This window comes from Selenomonas dianae (assembly GCF_030644225.1).
Lineage (GTDB): Bacteria > Bacillota > Negativicutes > Selenomonadales > Selenomonadaceae > Centipeda > Centipeda dianae.
This window is the reverse complement of the sequence record NZ_CP128650.1, coordinates 708830-727531: the sequence shown is the minus strand read 5'-3', so window position 1 is coordinate 727531 and position 18702 is coordinate 708830. Positions and strand designations below refer to the sequence as shown.

15 protein-coding genes are annotated in these 18702 nt (G+C 57.4%); all 15 read right to left on the bottom strand.

Annotation, left to right across the window (positions count from 1 at the left end; genetic code table 11):
* Window positions 1-3: 3 nt before the first annotated feature.
* On the bottom strand, window positions 4-3288 hold the full coding sequence (gene mfd, locus QU667_RS03465; protein ID WP_304987935.1) for a transcription-repair coupling factor: 3285 nt from the start codon (window positions 3286-3288) through the stop codon (window positions 4-6).
* On the bottom strand, window positions 3285-4895 hold the full coding sequence (pyrG, locus tag QU667_RS03460) for a CTP synthase (RefSeq protein ID WP_304987934.1): 1611 nt from the start codon (window positions 4893-4895) through the stop codon (window positions 3285-3287). The genes mfd and pyrG overlap by 4 nt, the downstream gene beginning before the upstream one ends.
* 24 nt (window positions 4896-4919) lie before the next feature.
* Window positions 4920-5249, bottom strand: coding sequence for a DNA-directed RNA polymerase subunit delta (rpoE, locus tag QU667_RS03455; protein ID WP_304987933.1), 330 nt, complete (start codon window positions 5247-5249; stop codon window positions 4920-4922).
* A 24-nt stretch (window positions 5250-5273) separates the two neighbouring features.
* A complete protein-coding gene (argS, locus tag QU667_RS03450) occupies window positions 5274-6932 on the bottom strand; it encodes an arginine--tRNA ligase (protein ID WP_304987932.1) in 1659 nt (552 codons plus the stop codon).
* 16 nt (window positions 6933-6948) lie between these two features.
* Window positions 6949-7380, bottom strand: coding sequence for a YwiB family protein (locus QU667_RS03445; protein ID WP_304987931.1), 432 nt, complete (start codon window positions 7378-7380; stop codon window positions 6949-6951).
* 40 nt (window positions 7381-7420) lie between these two features.
* Window positions 7421-7885, bottom strand: a complete 465-nt coding sequence (locus QU667_RS03440) for a chemotaxis protein CheX (RefSeq protein WP_304987930.1) — start codon at window positions 7883-7885, stop codon at window positions 7421-7423.
* Window positions 7886-7888: 3 nt separating this feature from the next.
* A complete protein-coding gene (locus QU667_RS03435) occupies window positions 7889-8752 on the bottom strand; it encodes a response regulator (RefSeq protein ID WP_304987929.1) in 864 nt (287 codons plus the stop codon).
* Window positions 8753-8818: 66 nt separating this feature from the next.
* A complete protein-coding gene (locus QU667_RS03430) occupies window positions 8819-9184 on the bottom strand; it encodes a VOC family protein (protein ID WP_304987928.1) in 366 nt (121 codons plus the stop codon).
* A gap of 71 nt (window positions 9185-9255) precedes the next feature.
* Window positions 9256-10728, bottom strand: coding sequence for a sodium/proline symporter PutP (gene putP, locus QU667_RS03425; protein ID WP_304987927.1), 1473 nt, complete (start codon window positions 10726-10728; stop codon window positions 9256-9258).
* Between the two features lie 140 nt (window positions 10729-10868).
* Window positions 10869-11030: a rubredoxin gene (locus tag QU667_RS03420; RefSeq protein WP_304987926.1), complete on the bottom strand. Its 162-nt coding sequence runs from the start codon at window positions 11028-11030 to the stop codon at window positions 10869-10871.
* A 129-nt stretch (window positions 11031-11159) separates the two neighbouring features.
* Complete coding sequence (locus QU667_RS03415; protein ID WP_304987925.1) at window positions 11160-11927, bottom strand: response regulator transcription factor; 768 nt, start codon at window positions 11925-11927, stop codon at window positions 11160-11162.
* The gene (locus tag QU667_RS03410; protein ID WP_304987924.1) at window positions 11920-13614 is read right to left on the bottom strand and encodes a sensor histidine kinase; all 1695 of its coding nucleotides are present in this window, start codon (window positions 13612-13614) and stop codon (window positions 11920-11922) included. Before QU667_RS03410 ends, QU667_RS03415 begins: the two co-directional genes overlap by 8 nt.
* Window positions 13615-13859: 245 nt before the next feature.
* Complete coding sequence (locus QU667_RS03405) at window positions 13860-14873, bottom strand: ABC transporter substrate-binding protein (protein WP_304987923.1); 1014 nt, start codon at window positions 14871-14873, stop codon at window positions 13860-13862.
* A 168-nt stretch (window positions 14874-15041) separates the two neighbouring features.
* Window positions 15042-16868 carry an excinuclease ABC subunit UvrC gene (uvrC, locus tag QU667_RS03400; protein ID WP_304987922.1) on the bottom strand — a complete coding sequence of 609 codons (1827 nt, stop codon included), beginning with the start codon at window positions 16866-16868 and terminating at the stop codon, window positions 15042-15044.
* 3 nt (window positions 16869-16871) lie between these two features.
* Window positions 16872-18539, bottom strand: coding sequence for a 2-isopropylmalate synthase (locus QU667_RS03395; RefSeq protein WP_304987921.1), 1668 nt, complete (start codon window positions 18537-18539; stop codon window positions 16872-16874).
* Window positions 18540-18702 lie beyond the last annotated feature (163 nt).

Sequence of the window (18702 nt, the reverse complement as noted above, 5' to 3'; positions counted from 1 at the left end):
TTGTCACTCTCCACTCACCATCTTTACAATTTCAAGCGCCGTGTCCAAGATCTCCCCGCGCTCCTTCGGCAAAAGTCGGATGCGGTAGCCATCCCCCTCGGGCAGAGGTCCGACGCGCCGTCCATAGGCACGATCCAGACGCATGAGCGCCGGCAGCGGCAACTTCCCGCCCTCGGGCAGCACGAGTTCCAACGCGTCCCCCTTTGCCGCAACGCTGCGTGCGCCAAATGTGCGCGCATAGTTCTTGATGCGTGCAATGTCAAGGAGCGCGAGCACGGGCTTTGTCGGTTCGCCGAAGCGGTCGATCAGCTCGTCGAGCAGCGCATCCAGATCCTCGTTCGTCCGCACAGCGGCGATCTTCTGGTAGATCTCGATCTTGTGCATCGCATCGTCGATGTAGCCGCCGTCGATATATGCCTCCACAGGCAGATCAATGACCGTCTCGACGGGCGGCGGCGCAGGTGCCTCCCCCTTTTTGCGTGCCACGGCTTCTTCGAGCAGCTTCACATACATCTCGAAGCCGACCCCTGCGATATGTCCGTGCTGCTGTGCACCGAGGAGGCTGCCCGCGCCGCGGATCTCAAGGTCGCGCATGGCGATCTTAAATCCCGAGCCGAGCCGGGCGAACTCCTTCATCGCCTGAAGGCGTTTCTCCGCCGTTTCACTGAGCACCTTGTCGCGGCGGTAGGTGAAATAGGCGAATGCCATCGTTGCCGAACGCCCCACGCGCCCGCGCATCTGATAGAGCTGCGAGAGGCCGAAGCGGTCGGCATCGTAGATAATGATCGTATTCGCATTCGCAACGTCAATGCCGTTCTCGATGATGCTCGTTGCGAGCAGGATGTCATAATGCCCCTCGTAGAAGTCCATCATGACCTGCTCCAATATATCCTCGTTCATCTGTCCATGTGCCGAGGCAATCCGCGCCTCGGGGACGAGGCGGAGCAAATGCTCGCGCATACGGTCAATGCTCTCCACGCGGTTGTAGATGAAATAGATCTGCCCGCCCCGCGCAAGTTCACGCTCAATCGCGCCGCGCATCATCGCATCGCTGCTCTCCACGACATAGGACTGCACGGGCAGACGCTCGGCAGGTGCGGTTTCAATGATGCTCATATCGCGTGCCCCTGCCAGCGACATATGCAGCGTGCGCGGGATCGGTGTCGCCGAGAGCGTCAGCACATCGACCCCCGCCGCAAATTCCTTGATCTTTTCTTTCTGCGTGACACCAAAACGCTGTTCCTCATCCACGATCAGAAGCCCGAGCTTTTGGAACCGCACACGCTTTCGGTTGAGAATGGCGTGTGTACCGATGAGGATGTCCACGCGCCCCCGCTCCACATCGCGCAGCGTCGCCGCCTGCTCCCGCAACGAACGAAAACGGCAGACCACATCCACCTTCGGCGCAAAGTCTGCAAACCGTGCGGCAAAGGTCTGGTAGTGCTGCTGGGCAAGCACGGTCGTCGGCACGAGCACAGCAACCTGATAACCGTCCATCGCCGCCTTGAATGCCGCCCGCACAGCGACCTCCGTCTTGCCGAAGCCAACGTCGCCGCAGAGCAGGCGATCCATGGGCTTGTCGCTCTCCATATCACGCTTGATCTCAGCAATGGCGCGCAGCTGATCCTCCGTTTCCTCGTAGGGAAACGCCTCCTCAAACTCGCGCTGCATGGCGTCGTCGGGCGTAAAGGCGTGCCCCCGCGCAAGCTGCCGCGCGGCATAGAGCTCAAGCAGATGATCGGCGATGTCCTCCACAGACTTCTGCGCCTTCGCACGCGCACGCGCCCAGTCTGCCGTCCCCATGCGGTGCAGACGCGGCGCAGCCCCCTCCGCGCCGATGTATTTCTGCAAAAGCCCGACCTGATCCGTCGGCACAAAGAGCTTGTCGTCCCCACCGTACAGGATGCGCAGATAGTCGCGATGAACCCCTGCCACCTCAAGCGTATCCACGCCGAGATACTTCCCGATGCCATGTGATACATGAACAACGTAGTCACCCGGCGCAATCTCACGAAAGTGCCGGATGCGTTCCCCCGCAGACGGCGCTCGGCGCAGCTTTGCCTTATGCCGCCCAAAGATATCCTGCTCTGTGAGTACAGCAACGTGCGCACTGCTCAGTTCAAATCCCGCACGCAGCGCCCCCGATGTAACGAGCACTGCTTTTTTTGCCGCCGCGCCCTCCTTGCGCACCGCAACAGCCGGAATCTTCCATCCCGTCAGCATATCGCGCACGAGATTCGCCCGCTCCACGCCGCCCGCGAGAATAAGTACCTGCGTCCCATCCGCAAGATAGCGGCGCAGCTCACTCTCAAGCAGGGCAAATTGACGCTGAAATGCCGTCATTGGCACCATTTCAAAGCCGATCAGCGCAGTGGGGGTACAGGAGGGAAAGGAACGGCTCATGAGCGCGGCAAAGACTTCATGCCCTGCCGCTCCCGCTGCAGCGAGATCCTCCCATGAGAACAGACGGGCCGCACGCACCTCATCCTCTTGTACGGCATCCGCAAGTGCCGAAATAAGACGGGACGGCTCGTCAAAGAGCGTCACCCCCGCCGTCCCGAGATACGTCAAAAAGCACGCCTCCCCCTCGTCGTCCGCTGCACGCAGCGGCATGACGGAAGCCGTGCCAATATTCTTGATGGAGCGTTTGGTCAGAGGATCGTACTCGCGCATGGAGTCGATCTCCGTATCGAAGAACTCCACGCGAATCGGAGAGAGCGCATTGATGGGGAAGATGTCGACAATCCCGCCGCGCACGCTGAAATGCCCTGCGTGCTCCACCTCTGCGGCGTGCTCGTAGCCCAGCGCTGCAAGGCGTTCGAGTAGCGTCTCGCGCGGAAGTTTCTCCCCGAGGCGCAAAGAGAGTGCCGCCCGCGAAAACTCCGCCGTACTCAGCCCCTTCTGCGCCGCCGCCCCGATGTCCGCAAGCACAATGATCGGCTCATGGCGCAGCAGGCGTGCGAGAATGTTCATGCGCTGTGCCGAGCGTTCGAGCCCCTTCGCTGCGCCGGGCGCGGCAAAGTCCATGCGATCCAGTTCCGGCAGCTCGTAGACATCCGCCTCCGGCAGAAGTGCCGCCAGATCCTCCTGCCATCCGCGCAGCGCCTCGCGCCCGCTCGTCACAATGGCGAGCGGGCGCGGATGTTCGTCATAGGCTGCTGCAATAGCGGCGTGTTTCATCGAACCGGCAAAGCCATGCGCCAGAATCTGCTGCGGCGCAGCCCCGAGTGCCTCTGCCAGCTGACGCACGGCACAATCCGCACGCAGCACGGAAAAAAATGTATTCATTTGGGAACAACAGCAAGTGCTGCACGCACAAAGCCCGCAAAGAGCGGATGCGGATGATTCGGACGCGACTTGAGTTCCGGATGGAACTGCGAGGCGACAAACCACGGGTGATCCGCGATCTCCACGACCTCGACGAGGCGGTTGTCCGGGCTCGTTCCGGCAATGACCATCCCCTTCTCCTCAAGCTGTGCGCGGAATGCGTTGTTGAACTCGAAACGATGGCGGTGACGTTCACTGATCTCGCCCGCACCGTATTCCTCACGCGAACGCGAGCCGTCTGCAAGGACGCAGGGATAGGCACCGAGGCGCATCGTGCCGCCCTTCTCCTCGACATCCTGCTGATCTTCCATCAGTGCAATGACAGGGTACGGTGTCTCGGGCACAAACTCCGTGCTGTGCGCGTTTGTCAGCCCCGCAACATGGCGTGCAAACTCGATAACGGCGCACTGCATTCCGAGGCAGAGCCCGAGGAACGGAATCTGATGCTCGCGCGCGTATTGGATGGCGCGGATCTTCCCCTCGACGCCGCGGTCGCCGAATCCGCCCGGCACGAGGACGCCCTTGCAGCCGGCAAAGAGCTCATCGAGATCCGCATTTGGATCTTCCAGTTCCTCCGCATTGATCCATGTGATTTTCACCTGCACATCGTTTTCGATGCCCCCATGATGAAGCGCCTCCGTCACCGACATATAGGCATCGGGCAGTGCGACATATTTGCCGACAACGGCGATCTTCACCTTTTTCGCGGGATGGTTGATCTTAAAGACCATCTTCTCCCACGCCTCCATGTTGGACGGGTCAAAGTCCATCTCCATCTTTTCGAGAACAATGCGATCCAGCCCCTCCTGCTGCATCATCAGGGGAACTTCGTAGATCGTCGGTGCCGTGCGGTTCTCAATGACTGCATCCGCATCCACATCGCAGAACAGTGCGATTTTCTCCTTCATCTCACGCGGGATCGGCTGCTCCGTGCGACAGACGAGAATATCCGGCTGAATGCCGATGGCGCGGAGCTCCTTGACGCTGTGCTGCGTCGGCTTCGTCTTGAGCTCCCCCGCCGCCCCGATGTAGGGGAGCAGTGTCACATGGATGTAGAGTGCGTCGTTCTTGCCGACTTCCTTCTTGACCTGGCGAATCGCCTCCATGAACGGCAGACTCTCGATGTCGCCGACCGTGCCGCCGATCTCCGTGATGACCACATCGGCGTTATCCGCCTTTGCCACATCGTAGACACGCTGCTTGATCTCGTTCGTGATATGCGGGATCACCTGTACCGTCGAGCCGAGGTAGTCGCCGTGACGCTCCTTGTTGAGCACCGACCAGTAGACCTTGCCGCTCGTGATATTCGAGCGTTTCGTGAGATTGATGTCGATGAAACGTTCGTAGTGTCCGAGGTCGAGATCTGTTTCCGCGCCGTCGTCGGTCACAAACACCTCCCCATGCTGATAGGGACTCATCGTGCCGGGGTCAATGTTGATGTAGGGATCGAATTTCTGAATCGTGACCTTCAACCCACGATTTTTGAGCAGGCGGCCGAGCGACGCCGCTGTTATGCCCTTTCCGAGCGATGAAACCACGCCGCCCGTGACGAAAATATACTTTGCCATGTCGTTCCTCCGCACATCCCTGTTTCAGTTCTGGATACTCTCAAGTTTCTTTTTGCGTGCCGCTTCCTTCGTGAGGGCATTCTTTGCCGTCCCTCCCGAGGAACGGGACGAGGAACGCTTGACCTCGGGCGGCACCCACTCCGTCAGCCCCCACCGGCTCTCCCCCTCATAGTGGAAGCGGCTGTCCATGTTCATCATCGTATAGATCTCGGAGATTGCCATCGCGAGCGACTGGACGGGCTTGTGCTTCGTCTCAATGACCTCGGTGATCAGTTCCTTGTAGTGCATCGGCTCTTTCTTCTGCGTGAGAATGTAGTGGGCGACATCGACTTCCGACATATGTTCAAAATCCATGAATACGCTCCTTTCAAGCTGCGGTTACATCTTCTCCGGTGCCGATACGCCGAGCACGCCGAGGCTGTGGCGGATCACGCGCCCCGTCGCCATGACGAGGGCGAGGCGCGCTCCCGCAAGCGGCGCTTCCTGCCCGACGATGCGGCATTTGTTGTAGAACGAGTGGAACGCGCCCGCCAGTTCATGACTGTAGCGTGCGATGCGCTGCGGGGCAAAATCCGCAGCGGCACGCGCAATCTCCTCGGGGTAGGACGCAATCTTCTTGATGAGCTGGGTTTCCGTTTCATCCGTCAGCAGCTCCAATTCGCGTCCATCCTTCACCGCAATCCCCGCCTCATCCGCCTGACGGAAAATGCTCGAAATACGGGCGTGCGCATACTGGATATAGTAGACGGGGTTCTCATTTGATTTCTTCTTGGCAAGATCGAGATCGAAGTCGAGCTGACTGTCCAGGGAGCGCATGAGGAAGAAGTATCGGGCGGCATCCACACCGACCTCCTCCATCAGCTCGCGCAGCGTGACCGTCTCCCCCGTGCGCTTGCTCAGTTTCACGAGTGCGCCGTCACGATAGAGACTCACCATCTGGAGGAGCAGCACTGTCAGATGCTCCGGATTGTGTCCGAGTGCCGCCATCGCCGCCTTGACACGCGCCACATAGCCGTGGTGATCCGCCCCCCAGATGTTGATGAGCCGTCCGTAGCCGCGCCTGTACTTGTCGTCATGGTAGGCGATGTCTGCCGCAAGGTAGGTCGGCACGCCGTTATCGCGGAAGATCACGCGATCCTTGTCGTCGCCGTAGTCCGTCGAGCGCAGCCAGACCGCACCATCCTGCTCGTACGCCTTGCCGCGTTCGAGCAGCACATCCACCACGCGCCGCACGGCATCGGGATGGAGCGTACGCTCGCTGTACCAGCGGTCAAAGGTCACACCGAAGTCCGCCAAATCCTCCTCAAGTGCCGCCAGTTTCTCGCGATAGGCGACATCCTGAAACAATTTCAGGCGCTCATCCTCGGGAAGTGCAAGATACTTGTCCCCCTCGCGGTCAATGATGCGCTGCGCCGTCTCCACAATGTCCGCCCCATGATAGCCGTTATCGGGAAAGTCCACCTCCTTGCCGAGGAGTCCCAGATAGCGTGCATTGACCGACACGGCAAGGAGATTCATCTGATTCCCCGCATCGTTGACGTAATACTCACTGTCCACCGCATAGCCCGCCGTGCGCAGGAGATTTACGAGTGCCGAGCCGACTGCCGCACCGCGCCCGTGCCCGACGTGGAGAGGTCCCGTCGGATTCGCGCTGACGTACTCCACCTGTATGCGAGGTGCATCATTCGGCGGCAGTGTACCATACGCCTCACCTGCGGCAAGAACGGCACGCAGCGTATCGGCGATCACAGACTTTTTGAGGTAGAGATTGAGGAATCCAGGACCTGCAACCTCCGCATGATCGAGCCAGTCTCCGGTCAGATGCTCCTTGATCGCTGCCGCAATCTTCTGCGGCGGCCGACGAAAGACGCGTGCCGACTGCATCGCAAAATTCGTCGCAAAATCGCCAAGCTCCTTTTCCGGCGGTTCTTCGAGAAGAATCGAGGGCAGCGCACCGCCCTCCGGCAGCTCCCCTGCCGCCACAGCCGCATCCACGGCACGGATGAGCGCCTGCTCTATCTGCTGTTTGATATCCACCTTGACTGATTCTCCTTTACACCGGCTCGATTCGTATGTCGAGCGTGTTGTCACTCTGGCGCACGCCATCCACATAGAGCGTATAGAAAATATACGCCTCCTCCGTTCCATCCGGGAGCGCGCGTATGCGCAGACGGCGCGTCACAGTCTTGAGGAAGAACGTTCCATAGGGTGTACGGTAGTTGCTCGTGCGTTCCTCACCTGCGGCAAAGTGCTGTGTGTAACGCACAACGCCGCGCCGCTGCAGCATGATCCCTGCCTCACCGAGCCGCAGAACGGAGGGTACGACCGCCCCCTCGATGAGCTCCGTATCATCATAGCTCACATAACGGCTCTCTCCACGCAAAAAACGCCGTCCGGTAACGGACAGCGCAATGCGGCTCTCCTCGCCTGCAGCATCCACCTGTCTCCCATCGAGAAAGACACGTACCTGCTCCGCACCCTTCATCGAATCGCCCTCCGATAAAAAGTGTTCTGCATAGCCATTCCTAATTCTGGTCAACGGCGATCGCCAGATCCACCAACTGACCGCTCAGATTCATCTCCACAACGAGATACTGCCCATCGCTGATCTTGACCTCGAAATCCCTGCCCACTGTCAGCGACGGCGTCGATATATCGACATCCAGACCAAGCCCCGTGATATTCGTCGCCGTATGAGCCGTCAGCATATTGCTGAGTTCCGAGATTGCGCTCTGCGCCATCTCGTCAAACGTCTCAACCGGCATCCCCATCATCATCTGGGAGGCGATGAACCGCGCCGTATCCTCGCTCATATTGTAGACGACATTCCCACGGATCTGCTTCGTGAAGCCGACCAGCATCGACACGCCGAGACTCTTGACCCGACTGGATGCGGCATAGAGCTTCGTCCGTGTCGGTTCGGGGAATCCCAGCATCGGCATCACGGTCGTAAAGGCATCCACAAAAGGATTGATCAGTTTTGCATCCATTGACTACTCTCCCTCTGCAAAGCCCACATTCATCTGCACCATTCCGATCGGCAGCCGTATGCTGATACAAAATGTCGTCATGCGGGGGCTGACAATATGCACCTTTGCCCCATGAATCGTCCCCGGTGGTGTCAGGCGCAGTTCCTTTCCCTCAAGTACGTTGTTGATCTTGGAAACGGCACGACCTGCAATGATATTTGCAGCTTCCTCCACAGCATCCACCGCTTCATCATCAGCAAGCTCCTCCACGGTCGCACGCCCAAGCATATGCATCGCAAACAGCTTGATCACTGCCTCATCCACATAGAAGATCACACGACCCGTCGTAAATCCTGTAATACCGATGATGACTGCCGCACCGCTCACATCAAGAGAGCGTGACTCATACGGCTCGATCTCCGCCGGTCCCTCCATGCCGAGCAGCCCCAAAAGTCCCTGCTGCAGCCCACGCGCAAACGGTTTGGCATAGAGTTCACGGAAAACCGACTCCTGACTTGCCGCTGCCTGGGCAATCAAATGGAACGTATCCACCAAATCGGACTTCGGCACCGGCTTTTGGAGGAATGCACGAATCCCGATGGCCTTTCCCTGCGTAATAAGGTTCAAATCCTTCATTGCGCTGATCATCAGAATCCGCGCCTCCGGATCGACACCCAGAATGCGCTTGCTGCACTCCAGACCATTCGCATCCGGCAAATTCATATCCATCGTCACCAGATCCGGATGGAGTTCCGCATAAAGTCGAAGAGCTTCCGCCGCATCCGCCGCCATGCCGCAGACCTCAAAATCCGTATCCCTTAGATTATCGGCAATCATAACACGGCTGATCTTGGAGTCATCCACGATCAACACACGTAATTTCCCCATATAACTTCACCCTCTTTTACGGATCATCTCATGTATTCCTTATTATACACGAAACGCGGCCGTTCGTCACATATTTTTTGGTAAAACTTCAATCCAATATCCATCCGGATCTTCGACAAAGTAAATTCCCATCTCCGCATTCTCATAACAGATCACGCCCATCGCGGCGTGCTTTTCGCGTGCCGCTGCGTAATCCTCCGTATAGAGTGCAAGATGGAACTCCTTCTCCCCGAGGTTATACGGCTCTGTGCGCCCATGCAGATACGTCAGTTCCAGTTCAAAATCCGTCACACCGTCCGAAAGATAGACGAGCGTGAATCCCTCCGCCTCCATGCGCCGCTTCTCGTAAAAACCAAACGCCTTCTCATAAAACGCCATACTGCGTCCCAAGTCCAGCACATTAAAATTGACATGGGTAAACGTAAACGACATCTTAATCCTCCCGTATAAAACCTATTGTATGGGGAAAGAACTTCCTGTGCAGTAACAAATGCAACGACGAACTACGACCGATCCACGCGGTCGAAGAGTGCCGTCACCTCCGGCGCAGGCTCTCTATCCAGCTTGCTCACGACACAGATCGCAAGAAGTCCGAACAGGAAGCCCGGTACGATCTCATAGAGACCGAAGAGTGCAAACTGCTTCCAGAGGAGCACCGTCACGCCGCCCGTCACAATCCCCGCGAGCACGCCGCGCTCCGTTGTGCGCCGCCAGAACAGACACATGAGAAGCGCAGGACCGAACGCAGCACCAAAGCCCGCCCATGCGTACGCCACCATATCGAGGATGAAGTTGTCGGGGCTCATCCCGAGATAGATCGCCGCCGCCGCGATCAGGAGCACGGAAAGACGGCTCACCCAGACAAGTTCCACCTGCTGTGCGCGCGGACGAAAGCTGCGCCGATAGATGTCCTGCGCGAATGCCGATGCCGCAACGAGCAGCTGTGCAGATGCAGTGCTCATAATCGCGGCAAGCACCGCCGCGAGAATCACCCCTGCAATGATCGGCGGAAAGAGTTCTCCTGCCATCGCGAGGAATACCGTCTCTGCCGCCGTCCCCGTAAGCGGTGCCTTCAGATAAACCGCACCGACCATACCGACGAGGATGGCAGCGGACAGAGAGATCACAACCCAAGCCATTGCAATCCGTGTCGCCTGCGGCAGCTCCTCGGCGTGACGAATCGCCATAAAGCGTACAAGAATATGCGGCTGCCCGAAATAGCCGATGCCCCACGCCATGAGCGAGACAAACTCGATAAACCCCAAGGTAGATCCGTCCACCTTCATCAGCGGCGAAAAGAATGACGCGTGTTCCGTATAAATCAGATCGGCGGTCGCCGTAAAGCCGCCAAGCATGATCGCCGCCCCCACAGGCACAACCAGAATGGCGAAAAACATCATCACGCCCTGAATGAAGTCCGTGCGCGACACGGCGAGAAAGCCGCCGACGAGCGTATAGAACACCACCACCGCCGCGCCCGCGAGGAGCGCCGTCAGATACGGCAGATGAAAGATCGTCTCAAAGAGCCGTCCCGCTGCCACAAAGCCCGAGGACGTATAGAGGATAAAAAAGATCAAAATGAAGATCGCAGGCACAATGCGCAGAGCACCGGATTGTGCAAAAAAACGGTTTTCAAAGAAATCCGGCAGCGTCAGCGAATTGTTCGCCAGCTCCGTATAGACGCGCAGACGCGCCGCGATGAACTGCCAGTTCGCCCATGTACCGAGGGCAAGACCGAGCGCAATCCAGCTCGCATTGAGCCCCGCAACATAGGCAAATCCCGGCAGCCCCATAAGCATCCACCCCGACATATCCGACGCCTCGGCACTCATCGACGTGACCCACGCGCCGAGTTTCCGGTTGCCGAGAAAGTAGTCGCTCATATTGCGTGTCCGCCGATAGTAATAGACGCCGACCCCCATCATCATGAGCATATAGACAATGAAAATAATGCTGATTTCAATTTGCTCCGCCAAAAACAAGTCCCCTCACACAAAATGATATGCTGTACATTATACGGGATTTTTTTCCGAAAAGCAAAAGCATTTCGGTAAAGTACGTATACGGCATGAAAAAACCCCGCATATGCGGGGCTGCTCTCCTAAAAAATTCAGTGTCATTCCTGCTGCTCAAACAGCGTCTTGTCTACGCCGCAGAGCGGACATACGAAGTCCTCCGGCAGATCCTCGAACGCCACACCGGCGGCGAGATCATAGTCCGCATCGCCAACCGCCTCGTCATAAACCCAGCCGCAAACTGTACAAACCCATGTCTTCACGGGAAGCCCTCCTTTAATATAATACACAGATGTATTGGGCAGTCTGACTTAAGTGCAAATTACTACTCAATAACGATTATTATATTACAACATTTTTATTTGTTTGGCTAGATCTTCGGAGAAAGATTTCTATAGATTTTTCCTATGTCGATATTCCGTTGGCTTAACCCCCATGTGCTTCTGAAAAATTTTACTGAAATAGCGCGTATCCTGATAGCCGCACGCTGCGGCAACGGCGTAAATCTTTTCATCACTCTCGCGCAACAGCTGCCCCGCACGGCGCAGACGGCAATCCGTCAGATACGCACTGAACGAGGTTCCGCAGCGCGCAAAGAGCTTGTGCAGATAGCTGACACTAAGCCCCAGCTCATCGGCAACCTCGCGCACGGTAAGCGGCTCCGCCATATGCTCCTCCATGTGCCGCACCGCATGAAGCAGATAGCCGCGCACCGGCTCCTCCTCCGGCAGATCAAGATGAACGCGGTCCGTCTCTGCCGCCCCACGCTTACGCAGATGGAATCGGCGCTCCGCAATGTGCTCTGCCGCAAGACGCACAGCAGAGGTGAGCTCCTCATCATCGAGCGGCTTTAGGAGATAGGCACATACGCCGAGCGAAATTGCCTGCTGCGCGTACTCGAACTCACTGTATCCCGAAAGGATAATGTACTCTGCATCCAGTTCCTCACGCAAACGCGTGATCACATCCAGCCCCGAGAGCCCCGGCATCTTAATATCCACGATGAGCACATCGGGACGATATTTGCGCGCCAGCAGGATCCCCTCCATGCCGCTCCCCGCCGCACCGACTACCTCGGCATCAAAGTCTTCCCATGGTGTCAGACGCATAATCCCCTGTCGCTGCAGGGGTTCATCGTCAATAATCAGCACTTTAATCATAATGAGGAGCCTCCTCCATGCGCCTTAGCCGCAATATTACCTCCGTCCCCTTCCCCTCCGCAGCGTGCAGGGTGATCCCGCAGTCCTCATCCCCGTTCAGTACGGCACGCATATGCACATTGTAAATCCCGAAGTGATTGTCGTCACGCCGTGTCAGCACTTCCTGCTGCCGTGCAGGCGACATTCCCTGTCCATTGTCCTTCACATGAAAGATGAGATAGCCGTTTTCACGGCACCCCGTGATTGCGATGCGGCCGCCGCTTTCTGTCATCTCGATGCCGTGCCGGATCGCGTTCTCAACGAGCGGCTGCAGAATCAGCTTCGGCACATAGCAGCCATACGCCCCCGTCTCCACACGCATCGTAACTTTGAGCCGTCCCTCGAAGCGCCGCTGCTGAATCTTCAAATAGGTGCGGAGAAAACTCAGCTCCTCCGCCACCGTCACAAACTCCTTCATACTCACCGAGGCACGCAGCAGCTTCCCGAGCTGCACGGCAATATCCGCCGCCCCCTCGCTGTCGCCGAGCTTCGCACTCCACTTGATGAGATTCAGCGTATTGTACATGAAATGGGGCTTTATCATCTCCGTCAGAGATTTCACCTGTGCCACGCGCAGCCGCCGCTCGCGCTCCCTGTTCTCCGCAAGCAGCGTGCGGATGTGTTCGATCAGACTGTTGAACGTAAGCGCAAGCTCCCCGATCTCATCGCTGCGCCGAACGTCCACCTGCACGGAAAAATCGTCACAGCTGCGCACACGCCGCATTGCTGTCGCAAGCGTATGCAGCGGCCGCCAGAGATGGCGGCTCAGCCGACAGGCAAGATATGCCGTTATACACAGCGCTACCGCATCCACCATGAGGATCAGGCGAAAGAGGTAATCCAGCGGTGCCGAGTCCAGCCGCTGACGCAGGTGAACCGCAAACCCTGTCGTCGTCGAAGAAAACGCATAATCACGGAAAACAGACTCCGTCGTCTCCGCCTCCTCAGAGGACGCAAAGACAGAGGAAAATCCCTCACGATGATGATCGAGCATATCCATCATGACATAGTTATAGCGATCCGTCAGGATGATCTGTCCCTCATTTCCGTCCTGCACGCGCTGAATGAGCGGGACAAGAGCCTCACGCCGCACATCAATAACGGCAAAGCCGAGCAGTTCATCCTCCCGGCGTATCGCGTGCGCCATCGAAAAGACCGTTTCCCGTCGATCGGCTTCATAGCGGTCTGCCGAGGCGAGCACCCAGTCCTGACTCTGAACCGCCTGACCGAGAAGTCCCCAATGCAGATGATCCGGCAGACGATAGTCCCGCGGCAAATCATCCGTTGCGATCACCTGACTGCCATCTGCAGAGAGCAGATAGATCGCCGCCTCACCCGATCGACCCGCAAGAATCGCATAGAGATCCCCATAGATATGTTCCACATTCGAACGTGTACCACACAGGAACTCGATGGTCTCCCCCCGCACGAGGAGCGGACTTATCAGACGCTGATAGTTTCCGACGAGATTGTCGATCTCACGTGAGATCCGCTGCACCTCGGCACGCCCCCCCTTTGCCTGTGTGTTCTCGTAGACACGATCCGCCGCATAGAGAATCATCGCAGAGGCAAGGAGAAGCGGAAACAACCCTCCCACGAGGAGGTAGGCAAGCAGCCGTTTTTGATAGCTGATCCGATCCCATCTCATACAAGGTTCATCTCCTCTCCTCCCATGCACTGCACAGTGGAACAACGAGGAAAACAAACGTCTTCCGTAATGTTCAGACTATAAAGAAAGAATACGTATAAATTTCGTTTCTGTCAAGCAAAATTATCAGTAAAAATATAAATTTACAGGCAAAGTATTTATAAACAAAGGAAAAACCGTCACACAGAGTGACGGTCTTGGAAGGGGAAAATATGGGAATGGGGGGATGGGGGGGAAATGGGGATTTATTTGATAACCGCTGCGCGCCATTTACTCAGGAACTCGTCCCTGAAGGACACGGCACGCCGGGTATCAAACCGTGTGTAACGAATCTCCGAAAGAGGACGAAGATTCGGGGGTGCCGAAATATCGGCACGTGTCGAACGCCGTTCATAATCGCCGAGACGTTCATGAACTTGACGACTCATCAAAAAATTTAGAAATTTTTTCGCATGATCCGGATGCGGTGCATTCTTGATGATTCCAACAGCACTTGAGGATACAGCTGTCCCCTCCTCGGGGTAGACAATCTTCATATGCGCACCGGAGGCAATGTATTTGAGCACAGGCTCCTCGAACGTCGCTGTAACCGCATACGTTCCGTCAGCGAGCGCCTTGATCTGCTCCGCCGAACTGCCGAGGATGCGTCCGTCAACCTGTGCCGCCAGTTGCCCAATGACGGCAGAATCGCCGCCCATGGCATCCACCATCGTCAAGAGCACGGCATAGGAGGACGTGGATTTCGCAGGATCTGCGAGAGCAATGCGCCCGCAAAACCTCGGTGCGAGGAGATCCCGCCACCCTTTCGGCGCATCCGCCTCGCTCACCAGATCGGTATTGTAGGCGATGACATAGGGATCCTTGACCATGTTGTAAAACGCATTGTTCCTGCGCACATACTCCGGAAGGATTGCATATTTCTCGGGAGACTCATAGGGCTCCAGATAGGACTCAAGTAAAACATAGGAATCCTCGGAGCCGCCCCAGATAACATCACCATGCGGGTGCTCCTGCTCCGTGCGGACACGTGCCATGAGCTGCCCCGAACTGCCGCTGACAAGCTGCACCTGAATCCCTGTCTGCTCCTGAAACTCTTTGGCGAGGGGAGCCGTCCAGTCGTCCGTATTACAGTTGTACACGACAACGATATTTTCGTCCGTCCGGATGGTCTGTGCCGTATCGCCGCAGGCTGCAAGCATAAGACTCATGGTCAGAAGAAGCGTCGCACCCCATATCTGCATACGCTGAAAGATGATCATCGTGCGACACCTCCTCAACGAGATGTCATCAATTTCAAATCTTTTTGATAATTATAAAATAACCGCAGCAGCAGTGCAACTGTACAGTTCGTCATTTTTGGGGGAGAATCCTATCTTAATGTGTCGCAAGCATAGCAAACGTATGCGAGAACGGCAGGAACAGGATTCTTATTCCCCACGCATTTCCCGTTGTGCCTCGAAGAAATGATAGACCGCTTCTGCCGCAGGACGGTTCATCCCGGGGGCGGCGGCGAGTTCATCAACGGATGCCGCCTTGATCTTATCCAGTGTGCCGAAGTGCATTCGGAGGCTCTGCCGCCGCTTCGGGCCGACGCCGACAATGTGATCGAGGACAGAAACAAGGTTGCGCTTGCCGCGCAGTTTTCGATGGAAGGTGATCGCAAAGCGGTGTGCTTCATCGCGAATGCGCTGAATGAGATAGAGTGATTGACTGCGGCGCGGCAGTTCGACCGGCTCTGGGTTCCCCTCGGTAAAGACGAGCTCGAACTGCTTTGCAAGTCCGACCACGGGGACGTTCTTATGCCCCGCCTCACTTCGGATGATCTCAAGTGCGGAGGAAAGCTGTCCCTTGCCGCCGTCGATGATGATGAGATCGGGCAGTTCCTCCTCGGGCAGTCCCACATAACGCCGCATCGTCACCTCGCGCATGGAGAGGAAGTCGTCGGGTTTCCCCTCCGCGCTCTTGATCTTGAAGCGGCGATAGTCCGACTTCTTCGGCATACCGCCCTCGAACACGACCATGGAGGCGACGGTCTCCTGCCCCTGATTGTGTGAGATGTCGAAACACTCCATGCGGTGCGGCGGTTTCTTCAGCCCGAGATAACGTCCGAGCTCCGCGACCGCACCGAGTGTCTGCTCGTCCGCAAGGCTGCGCCGCGTTTCCTCGTCTGCGAGGAATTTCTCCGCATTGCCCGTCGCCATCATGACGAGATCGTGCTTCGTCCCGCGTTGCGGCGTGAGAAGGGCAACCTTTCCCCCTCCCTTTTTTTCCGCTAGAAAGCGTTCGATAACCCCCTGCCCCGCCGCGTCAATCATCTGCGGCAGCAGCACCTCGCGCGGCACAAACGTCGCCTGATTGTAATACTGTTCGAGAAACGCACGCAGGATGTCCGCATCGCTTTCCTCCTCGCTCCCGCGCAGGAGAAAATGCTCGCGTCCGATCATTTTTCCGCTGCGAATGAAGAAGATCTGCACGCAGACCCCCGCCGCCGAGCGGGCCATACCGACGGCATCCTGATCGCCCGCCCCCGTAACGATGTTCTGCCGCTCCGCCGCCTTGCGTACAGCACTGAGCTGATCTCTGAGGCGCGCCGCCGTCTCGAAGTGATAGGCTTCTGCTGCAAGATTCATGCGGTGCTCCAGCTCGCGCTCCACATCGTCCGTCCGCCCCTCCAAAAAGAGCAGGACGGCACGGATCATCGCGCGGTAGTCCTCCGCCGCCACCTTCCCCACACAGGGCGCGAGACAGCGCTTGATGTGGTACTCAAGGCAGGGGCGGTCGGGCATCGTCCGGCACGTGCGCAGAGGAAAAAGGCGCTTGAGGAGCTTCAAGCTGTCCCGCAGCGCCGTCACATTCGTATAGGGGCCGAAGTAGCGCGCCCCGTCACGCAGCACGCGCCGTGTGATGAATACGCGCGGATATTCCTCCTGCACCGTCACTTTTACATAGGGGTAACTCTTATCGTCCTTCAGCCGGATGTTATAGCGCGGACGATGTTTTTTGATCAGATTTGCTTCCAGAATCAAGGATTCAACTTCGTTCGCGGTCATGATGGTCTCAAAATCCGCGATGTGTGAAACCATCGCACGCACCTTCGGCGCCTGATTCCGGCTGCTCTGAAAATACTGCCGCACGCGGTTCTTGAGGACGATTGCCTTGCCCACGTAGATGATCTTTCCGTGCGCGTCCTTCATGATGTAGACACCGGGGGAGTCCGGCAGCAGTTTCAGTTTTTCGGCAACAAGATCTGTCACGTCTCAGTGTCCCGCCTTCATCCGATTGATTGCACTGAACAGAGCGAGGATGGACGAGGTGATAATATCGGTGTCCAATCCTGCGCCCCAGTAGACCTTGCCGTCCTCGCCTGTGATGCTGATGTAGGAGATGGCGCGCGAGGTCTGCCCGATCTCAAGCGCGTGCTCACTGTACGTCAAATTCGAATAAGAAAGTCCGAGATTCGCCTGCATTGCGTTCGAAATTGCATCCAAACGTCCGTTGCCGCGTGCCTCGTACATACGGTCCTCACCGTCCACCTTGAGATGAACATCGCCCATACGCGTGCCGTCCGGCTGCTTTTTCAAGTGGAAGTCTGTAAGCTCGAACGGGAATACGACATTGACATAGGTGTCCGTGAACACCTTGTAGATCTCGTCCGGCAGGAGTTCTTTGTGTCCGCTGTCGGACACGGACTTCACGCGGTAGCTGAGATCCTCGCGCATCTTCTTCGGCATACTGATGCCATACTGCTGCTCCATGATGTAGCCGACACCGCCCCTGCCCGACTGACTGTTGATGCGGATGACATCACCGTCGTACGTGCGCCCGATGTCCTTCGGGTCGATGTAGAGGTACGGCAGCGACCAGTGCTTCGGCTTGTTCTCGTCCCAGTGCTTCATCCCCTTGGCGATGGCATCCTGATGCGAGCCGGAGAACGCGGCAAAGACGAGTGAGCCCGCGTACGGCTGGCGCGGGTTGACCTGCATCCGCGTCACCTGCTCGTAGACCTCGACGAGATGCGGGAGATTGGAGAAGTCGAGCTTGGGATCCACGCCGAGCGCGAACATATTCATCGCGACGGTGATGATGTCCACATTGCCCGTACGTTCCCCATTGCCGAACAGTGTCCCCTCGACGCGATCCGCACCGGCGAGAAGCCCCATCTCCGCATCCGCCACGCCGCAGCCGCGGTCATTGTGCGGGTGGAGCGAGAGTACGACGCTGTCGCGATAGTTCAGCCGTTCGTTGACATAGGCAATCTGCATACCGTAGACGTGCGGCATCGACATCTGCACCGTGGAGGGCAGGTTGATGATCGCCTTGCGGTCGGGAGTCGGCTGCCAGACATCGAGAACGGCGTTGCAGACCTCAAGCGCATACTCCGGCTCCGTGCCCGTAAAACTCTCGGGCGAGTACTCGAAGCGGTAGTTCGCTCCCGCCTCATCCGTCAGCTGTTTGAGCAGCTTCGCGCCATCCACGGCGATCTGGAGAATCTCTTCCTTCGAGCGTGCAAAAACCTGCTCGCGCTGTGCTGCAGACGTGGGGTTGTAAACGTGTACAATCGCATTCTTCACACCGCGCAGCGCATCGAATGTCTTGCGGATGATGTGCTCACGCGCCTGTGTCAGTACCTGCACGGTCACATCGTCGGGGATGAGATTGTCCTCGACAAGGCGGCGCAGGAACTCATACTCCGTCTCCGACGCGGCGGGGAAGCCGACCTCGATCTCCTTGAAGCCCACGCGTACGAGGAGATCGAAAAACACGAGTTTCTCATCGAGGCTCATCGGAATGATGAGCGCCTGATTGCCGTCGCGCAGATCGACCGAGCACCAGATCGGCGCCTTGTCGGGCGCATCCTTGCGCAGCCAGTCCAGACGGATCTCGGGCGGCATATAGTATCCCTTGGTGTACTTCGTGTGGTTCATGATCGTTCCCCCCGCATTGTAGTGTTGCTTCCAGATAAACAAGAACGTCCTTCGCCGCTTGTGTGGGGCGAAGGACGAGCCTACATTACCTAGCGTTGTGCTATCTTACCATATTCACGGGCAGTTTGCAAATATTGACAGTGACATATCCGCTGTTCCAGCC